The organism is Rurimicrobium arvi (genome assembly GCF_039540495.1).
In the GTDB taxonomy this organism is placed as follows: domain Bacteria; phylum Bacteroidota; class Bacteroidia; order Chitinophagales; family Chitinophagaceae; genus Rurimicrobium; species Rurimicrobium arvi.
In genome coordinates, this window is the sequence record NZ_BAABEZ010000022.1 from 981,356 (window position 1) to 989,492 (window position 8,137).

The following is an 8,137-nucleotide window of genomic DNA, read 5'->3' on the forward strand; positions in this document are numbered from 1 at the left end:
TTAGGTTCGGCTGCTAAAATACGCAAATGCGCGCAAGGGGCGTAAAAAGGCCGCCATCCGCTTACGCAACGGGATACGACCACGCACTTTTGCCAGCGTCTCCGGAAGCATGGATGCGACAAACTGATGCTCCGCCGGCGTTAACGGCTGTGGCGCATATTTCAGCTTCAGGTACAGCTGCATAAAGCGTGCGAACGCTGTGCCGAATTCCGGATCGATACGCTGCTGCGCATAGACCTGCGGGGTAAGCCGCTCGCGGAAGTAACCGAGCTGATGCAGGTAAAAGTTCAGCGCCTGGTATACCCAATAAGCCTTACGCCCGTCTTTTGAATTCCCTGCCGCTGTGCGCATAAACGTAAAAATCAGCCAGGGGCTCAGGAAGAACAGCAGCAACAACACGCCGGCACCGATACCCGCCGCAATGAACCACTGCTTCCAGGAACGGGGTTTCGGAGCCTTCGCGGCTGCGGCCTGCTCTTCCCTGCGCTGCTCAGGTGTCTTGCGCAGGTATACATCATCTGTGGGTAAAGGATTTTTCAGTCGGGCAATCAGCTGTGCCGCAGATTCTCCTGCACGTGCATCCGGAGCGAGTTTCAACGCTTCGGCATAGCTTACCGCCGTGGCAGAGTCTCCAGGATGTACCTCATTCAGGGATATATTCACGCTGTCGCGCTGCAGGTTGGCGATTGAAACGTCCAACAGCACTTCCGCCGGAGCCTTATCCGCTTTCACTTCCTTATCGTGAAAAATCACATTCGTACTGCGCAGGCGCATGGTTTTGCGCAGCGTGTCCACAGATACTATTTGTCCCTCTGCTGCAAACCAGGCATGCGGCGGCTGCAGCGGCGGCGTTCCGTCCGGTGTAGGACTTTCCTGCGCATCGTCGTTCCCGACCGTAGTGTCAAAATCCAGCCAGCCGAAACCCGGAAAATATACCTGCACCCAGGCATGCGCCTGATCGGCATAGTACCAGTACCAGCCCTTATTCTTGTCGCTGCGGTCTATCGTGAGAAAGCCCACCGTAATACGTGAGGGGATGCCCACCGAACGCAGCATAAACAAGGTAGCACCTGCGTAGTAGGCGCAATAGCCTTTGTGATTGTCGAACAGGAAATACATCAGCTTGGATGCGCTGGGTATATCCGGCACCCCGGGGTTATCGGTATAAGAGAACAATTGCTTGCCGTCTTCGTCTTTCGAAAGGAAATAATCGCGGATAGCGAGCACTTTGTCCACCGGTGTTTTTGCATTGGCAGTGATACGGCGTGTAAGCTCCGTAATACGCGCAAACTTCGCATCGCGCGGCATCTGCGTATAATATGTGAGGAACTGCCGGTCCACTCCAGAGTAATCTGTTGCGGAGCGCAACACCTGGAAACGCTGTTCCTGGAACGATTTCACCTGCGGATCCTTCGCGTTGTAAATAAAATATGCGCTGTTCAGTTCAGACACATAACCCTTCGCGCGGAAAGCAGAGCGGAATTGTCCGCGGAAGTCCTTATCCACCGCTATCGGCTGCACAAAGAAACCGGTATTGGGTGCGAGGTAGGTAGACGGAGATAAACCCCGGTTGTACACCTCTACCTCAACCGTGCGCCTTGCCTTGTCTGCCATCGCATTTTTCAGCACGGTGGAATCCGTACGCGTTGCGTACATAGGAATTTTAGACACATCGGGTTCAAACAGATCGTTGCGCGGGATTTGCTTATCCCGTTCGAAGGTTTCGGTGGAGGTGTCGAACTTCGTGTAGTAAAATGCAGTGAGGTACAGGGGATTAGGAATATCCGACTGCGGAAAAAAGTTGTCTATGTGTGCCGCAAACAATAATTCGTTCGACCTGCCCTGCTGGCTCTTCAGCTGCGAATAATCTTTCAGGTCGAAAGTACCATCCTGGTTCTTCTTCAGCATTCCGCTCTCATCTCCTTTCTGACCTTTACCTCCCGCCTCGGCCACAGCCGCCTCAAACTTTCCCGACATTTCGTACAGCACCAGACCACCCACAGCCGTCACCAGCACGAGGAACAAAAACAAGCGGCGTACCATGTACCACCAGAAACGGTCGGATTTGTCGCGATAGTTGAATATCTGCTCTGCAGCAAAAATGATGTACACAGCATACAGCACCGAGGGCAGGTAAGCCTGCAACAGTTGCGTGGTGGTTTCGGTACGGATCTTGGCGAAGATGTAGATACAGCTCACCAGCACTGCCGCAGCAATAAAGAAATGTGCATAGCGCCATCGCGTGAACGCAGCTCCCAGCAACCAGCCCGCACCGAAAAGGAACGAAAAGATCAGGAAGCGAACCGAAAGAAAGAAGGTATCAAACTCACCCACAGCCGTATGATCCAGCCCGGTGTACATACTGTACAACACCGCAAGCAGTATCAGGAAGGTAGTGATGAAACGGAACCGGAAAGCGTAAAAAACTGCAGCGCCCGCCATACCGGTAAGTAATATCAGTGTCTGCGACCAGGCCTGGTTCTGCAGGATGGAGAAATAGGCATTCGCATTCCAGAGCAGAAAATAACCCACAACAGCCGTAGGCAGTACCAGGGACAGCAACCGGGCAAGCGTCTCGTTTACAGGTGATGCACGTTGTATCTTCATAATATCAGGTGCTCAAACCTACAACCTTTTTGTCTGATTTATCCCGGCGCCTGCCGCTATTTTATCAGTCTTTTAACTGCTTTATAGCACATAAAAACCCCCGCCCGAGGATGGATTGGGCGGGGGCAAAACTTAGAGGATGAAAACAGTTTAGCGTATTGTCAACCGGAACGGCATCAATGCCATCGAACGGCCATTCATATTGTAGAATTGCTTCAGCGTCATTAACTCACGGGCGTTTACCGAACCCATTTCCTTAACGATAGCCTTCGCAATCGCTTCTTCGGAAGAAGACCCGCCTTTGATACGGCGCATCAGCGACTTCAATTTATCAACTTTTTCCGGATAAGTGCGCACTTCGTAGTCATTTATTTTTGCCAGGGCGGCTGCACTGCGTACTGCACGGTCCAGATTACCCAGTCCGTCCACCAGTCCGATGCCCATAGCCGCTTTACCTGTCCATACACGACCCTGAGCGATGGAATCCACATCGTCGACGTTCATTTTACGCGCTTCCGCCACGTGGCGTTTGAAGATCGCATAGATCGTATCGACACTGCGTTGCATCATGGCTCCTTCCTCAGGTGTCATTTTGCGCATACCATTCGGGAAATCTGCATAAGGTGCATTTTTCACTTCGTCGAACGTAATACCCAGTTTATTGTTCATCAGCTTTTCAGTATTGAACATCATGGAGAACACACCGATACTTCCGGTAATGGTGGTAGGCATCGCAAACACACTGTCTGCAGCACAGGAGATATAATATCCGCCGGAGGCTGCCACATCACCCATAGATACCACCACAGGTTTTTTCTTGTGCAGCAACTGCAGCTCGCGCAGGATGATTTCAGAGGCTCTTGCACTTCCGCCCGGGGAATTCACGCGCAGCACCACTGCTTTTACTTTATCAGCATCGCGCACTTTGCGGATGGTTTGTACCAGGTTCCTGTCTGTGATTTCATAATCCCCGTTGGCCTCACCATCGCTGATCTGACCTTCGGCGAAGATCACCGCTACGCGACCGTCTTTCGCATCATTGTCTTCCGGATCTTTATCGGCCAGGTCATCAAAAGAAGCATAGCTGATCTCTTTTTTCTCTTTCACGTCCAGCTTAGCTTTCAGCATAGTCTCCACCTGATCCCAGTAACGGATACCGTCGATAAGCTTATGGTCGAGCGCATCCTGCGGAAACTGGATGGCGCCGGTTTGAGCAAGCTGATTGATGGCAGCGGTATCAGACTTCGCATGCTCCGCCAGGCGTGTGATCATTTCATTCCAGATGTCTGTCTGGATAGCGCTCAGTTGCAGACGGTTCGGTTCACTCATTTTGTCGGCACGGAAAGGTTCCGTAGCGCTTTTGAATTTACCTGCATAAAAGATTTCCGGTTCAATTTCCAGTTTCGCGAGCGTATTCTTAAAGAAAGGGATCTGGCTTACTAGACCCTTCAGTTCCACATCGCCGGCCGGATTCACAAAAACGCTGTCGGCGGCGGAAGCAAGGTACAGCGCACCCTGGCTCAGACTTTCACCGTAAGCATATACAAACTTGCCGGACTTTTTGAATTCAACAATCGCCGCGCGCAGTTGCTCCAGCGTGGCGAAACTATTAGGGCTTGGAGCGAGACGGATCATCAGACCTTTGATCTTGCTGTCTTTAGACGCCACTTTCAGTCCCTGCGTAATTTCGTAGATACCGGATGCAGCATCGTCTTCCGCTCCCATAAACGCAAATGCATTTTCCACACCCTGCTCATGGAACGTTTTACCGATATCCAGCTTCAGGACGCTGTTTTCTTTGATTGCCGTTTCCGACTCCGAAGCGGTGGACGCAGCCTTGGTAGCCAGTCCGATGATCGCCCCTATGGATAATGCCACTATGATCACACTCGCAACAATCGCGCCCAGCAGAGAGGCAAAAAACATTTTGAAGAATTGTTTCATAATGAGATTTTTTGTTCTTGTGGGACAAAGGTATCATTGTTTATACCTTTGCCCTAAATAAATCGGTAATAAATCGGTGAACAGGACCATTCTGCTACTGGGCAGCAACGAAGGAGACAGATGTGCATTACTGCGTTCTGCGCGGCTTGAGCTTACCAGGCGGGCAGGTACCATCCATCGTTCTTCACCGCTGTATGAGACGGCGGCATGGGGCAAAACCGACCAGCCGGCATTCCTGAACCAGGCCCTGGAACTCAGCACCCCCCTTGATCCCGAAGCCCTGCTTTCCGCTACACAAAACATAGAACAGCTGCTGGGCAGGCAACGTATCGAAAAATGGGGCAGCCGCACCCTGGATATTGATATTCTGTTTTACAACGACGCGGTGATCTGCACCCCAGCCCTGAACATCCCCCATCCCGAGCTGAGCCGGCGCCGTTTTGCGCTTGTTCCTGTAGCCGCAATTGCGCCGGATTTGCAACACCCACTGCTGCGGCAAAGCATCGCGGAACTGCTCAGGGAGTGCCCGGATCCGCTTCCTGTTACGGAATTTTCTTGCCACCAGGACTACAATTGATTATCTTTGCGCCCATTCTTAACATCGAAAAAAAGGAAGGTTCACTATGCGCGTGCTACACAACCGAATTTCGAACGAGGAACTGAAGCGCAGGCTCTATGAAGAAACAGAGCCCCGTAAGACAGTATCGTTCTATCAGTATTTCCCCATTGCCGATCCCCAGGCATTCCGCGACAATCTCTTTATTCAGTTTGAGGCCTTAAAAGTATTCGGGCGTATCTACATCGCCTCCGAAGGCATCAATGCACAGATCAGCGTTCCGGATTCCCGTTACGAGGCTTTTGTGCAGACGCTTTACGCAGCCGCTCCGGAGCTTAACGGTATCCGCATGAATATTGCCGTGGAAGATGATGGCAAATCATTCTGGGTATTGCGGATGAAAGTGCGCCCGAAGATCGTGGCGGACGGTATCGACGACCCGGAATTCTCTATGGAGCGCAGAGGTAAATACCTGAAGGCTTCCGAAGTGAATGAAATGCTGGGCAAACCGGACACTCTGGTCATCGACATGCGCAATCACTACGAGTTTGAAGTGGGACATTTCGACGGGGCGATAGAGATCCCTTCGGATACCTTCCGCGACCAGCTGCCGATGGCGGCCGACATGTTCGCCGATCAGAAAGACAGGACGATCGTGATGTACTGCACCGGCGGCATCCGCTGCGAAAAAGCCAGCGCGTATATGCTGCACAAAGGATTCAACAATGTGTACCATATAGAAGGCGGCATCATCGAATATACCAACAAAGCGAAAGAACAGGGATTACCCGTATTGTTCAAAGGCAAAAACTTCGTGTTTGACAACCGGCTCGGCGAACGCATTACGGATGATGTAATCGCGGAGTGTCATCAGTGTGGCAAACCGGCGGATACCCATACCAATTGCCGCAACCAGGCCTGCCACCTGCTGTTTATCCAATGCGACGAATGCGCGGAGAAGCATCATGGCTGCTGCTCGGCCGCCTGCAAAGACATTGCGGACCTGCCGGAAGAAGAGCAGGCTGTATTGCGTAAGGGAATCGACAAAGGACAGATGATCTTCAGCAAATCGAAGCATCACCCGTTGCGCAAGCACCGCGACGAATGGAAAGAGGAGCAGCATCCGGAACTATCCTAAACAATTGCAAAAAACTTCCCATAAGAAAAAGCCGCCTGTACATTTACATACAGGCGGCTTTTTGCTGCCTGCAATACAAACCTTTAAAACGACTTTTATGAAAAAGATTATTTTGTTCCTGGCCCTGGCATTGTCCATCCAGGATCTGAGCGCACAAAACAGCACAGAATCCGTACGTCGCCGTAAACGCTTGTCCAAACGCAGTGCGGGCACGCAACCCAATACGGCAGACACATTCCGTTCGAGGAATGGAAAAATGAACGCGCATACGATAACGAAAGATGAGGAAGAAGCAAGAGAGAAAGAAAAGATCAATGCCACGCAGGTAAACCACGGCATCAATGAAAACATGCCGCCGCTGAGCCCGAGTAATGGTAATGGTCAGTAAGGCAAAGATGACAATAGCAATGAGGCACCGGAATATTCCGGTGCTTTTCTGTTAAGGGTATGTACTACAGCCGTTGCATGCTGTTTATTCCATGCGCGGGAAACAGAGCCCCAGCGGAAGAAAAAAGTACAGGTATATCAGGCTCGCTAGCAGCAGCACCAGGGCTGTGTATATAAGGGGTCTCAAAAAATCCGGGCGTTCTTTACTGGGTGGCATAATCCGTTTTTATACGCTTCATCTTGTTACGATTGGTCTTCTCAAAGTTTAGGTTTCACCGGGGGGAACGACACGGTTTGTCGGTACTATTGCATGCTATCTGCGGGCATGTCACACAGAACGGTCACCTTTCACAACTTTGAGAATGGCCTGAGTTCCCGGTTCCTCACCCATGGCCGACAGCCAATCTTATAAAGCTGCCACCAGGGTAAGAAGCCGGTACATTCCATGTATCCATGCATCCCGCTAAATGATGCAATGCCCGATTGTTTGCAAACCTCGTTCCACAATAGCTTAAGGTAACCCAACCTTTTGTAGTGTTCCTTTGAAATTTGCAAACGGAACAGATGTATTTACCACTACAAATGATCCATTATCTGCACACCTACCTTTCTGCAAGGCGCGCCTATCCTTTGAATAAGGCGCACCTACCCCTTATAATAGGTACGCGTACCCTTTGGGTATGGCGAGCCTACCTTTTAGATATGGCGGGCCTACCCCTGATAAGAGGCAAGCCTACCCCTTGTAATAGGCGCGCCTACCCTTTAGGTATGGCGGGCCTACCCCTTGTAATAGGCACGCGTACCCTTTGGGTATGGCGGGCGTACCCTTTATAATAGGCGAGCCTACCCTTTAGGTATGGCGGGCCTACCCTTTGAATAAGGCGCACCTACCTAAAAGGTAGGCGGCACACCATCATAGTTGCGCGAACTGTAAAAACACCGAATGAAGACCCACCCCTATCCCCTCCAATGGAGGGGAAACCAGCGTGTGCGAGCGGCGTGCTGGAGAGATTGCTTCGACGCGCAATGGGGATTGTGCACAGTGCAAAAACCTATTGACAACAATACCTAACCCGAACGTCATTGCGCGCCAATGAGCGAAGCGAAGCGAAGCACAGGCACTGAGCCTGGGACGGGAACGCTGTTATGTAAGTACTGCTGCTGCATCGCTTTTTCTTTATAGTCTCTACCCTGCACTAACAAGTACTTTCCGCAATCGGATACAGGGAACTTAAGAGAACTAATTTTTTATATGTTTTAAATGTTTAACCCGTAGTCCGGGAAACAGGTCTTGTAGTTCAAACCCCGTTCCGCGTGCCAGCATTTTACACACTCCTTTTGTAGTGTATGTTATTGTTTCAACCCACTTTATACCGGCTTGTACACTACAAAGGTTTGGAGGGAGGCTCCTGCGTGCGCGCGCCTCGCATGGACACCACAAGTTGGACGATGCTCAACACGGAGCAAATCCCCTCCCGGGGAGGGGTCGGGGGTGGGTCTAAGAA

At 51.2% G+C, this 8,137-nt stretch carries 5 protein-coding genes; 3 read left to right on the top strand and 2 right to left on the bottom strand.

The features are described 5' to 3' along the window. Both ABD846_RS11060 and sppA read right to left on the bottom strand, forming a co-directional pair. Positions 1 to 2,607, bottom strand: coding sequence for a transglutaminase-like domain-containing protein (locus tag ABD846_RS11060; protein ID WP_344826708.1), 2,607 nt, complete (start codon positions 2,605 to 2,607; stop codon positions 1 to 3). A 150-nt stretch (positions 2,608 to 2,757) separates the two neighbouring features. Continuing rightward, positions 2,758 to 4,551 (bottom strand): signal peptide peptidase SppA, encoded by a 1,794-nt coding sequence (sppA, locus tag ABD846_RS11065; RefSeq protein ID WP_344826711.1) that lies wholly within the window; start codon positions 4,549 to 4,551, stop codon positions 2,758 to 2,760. Positions 4,552 to 4,627: 76 nt separating this feature from the next. Between sppA and folK the strand changes: the two genes are divergently transcribed. The 3 genes from folK to ABD846_RS11080 all read left to right on the top strand — a co-directional run bounded on the left by folK (position 4,628) and on the right by ABD846_RS11080 (position 6,633). Next, positions 4,628 to 5,128 (top strand): 2-amino-4-hydroxy-6-hydroxymethyldihydropteridine diphosphokinase, encoded by a 501-nt coding sequence (gene folK / locus ABD846_RS11070; RefSeq protein ID WP_344826713.1) that lies wholly within the window; start codon positions 4,628 to 4,630, stop codon positions 5,126 to 5,128. A 46-nt stretch (positions 5,129 to 5,174) separates the two neighbouring features. Further along, positions 5,175 to 6,245: an oxygen-dependent tRNA uridine(34) hydroxylase TrhO gene (gene trhO, locus ABD846_RS11075; RefSeq protein ID WP_344826715.1), complete on the top strand. Its 1,071-nt coding sequence runs from the start codon at positions 5,175 to 5,177 to the stop codon at positions 6,243 to 6,245. A gap of 97 nt (positions 6,246 to 6,342) precedes the next feature. Further along, positions 6,343 to 6,633, top strand: a complete 291-nt coding sequence (locus ABD846_RS11080; RefSeq protein ID WP_344826717.1) for a hypothetical protein — start codon at positions 6,343 to 6,345, stop codon at positions 6,631 to 6,633. Positions 6,634 to 8,137 lie beyond the last annotated feature (1,504 nt).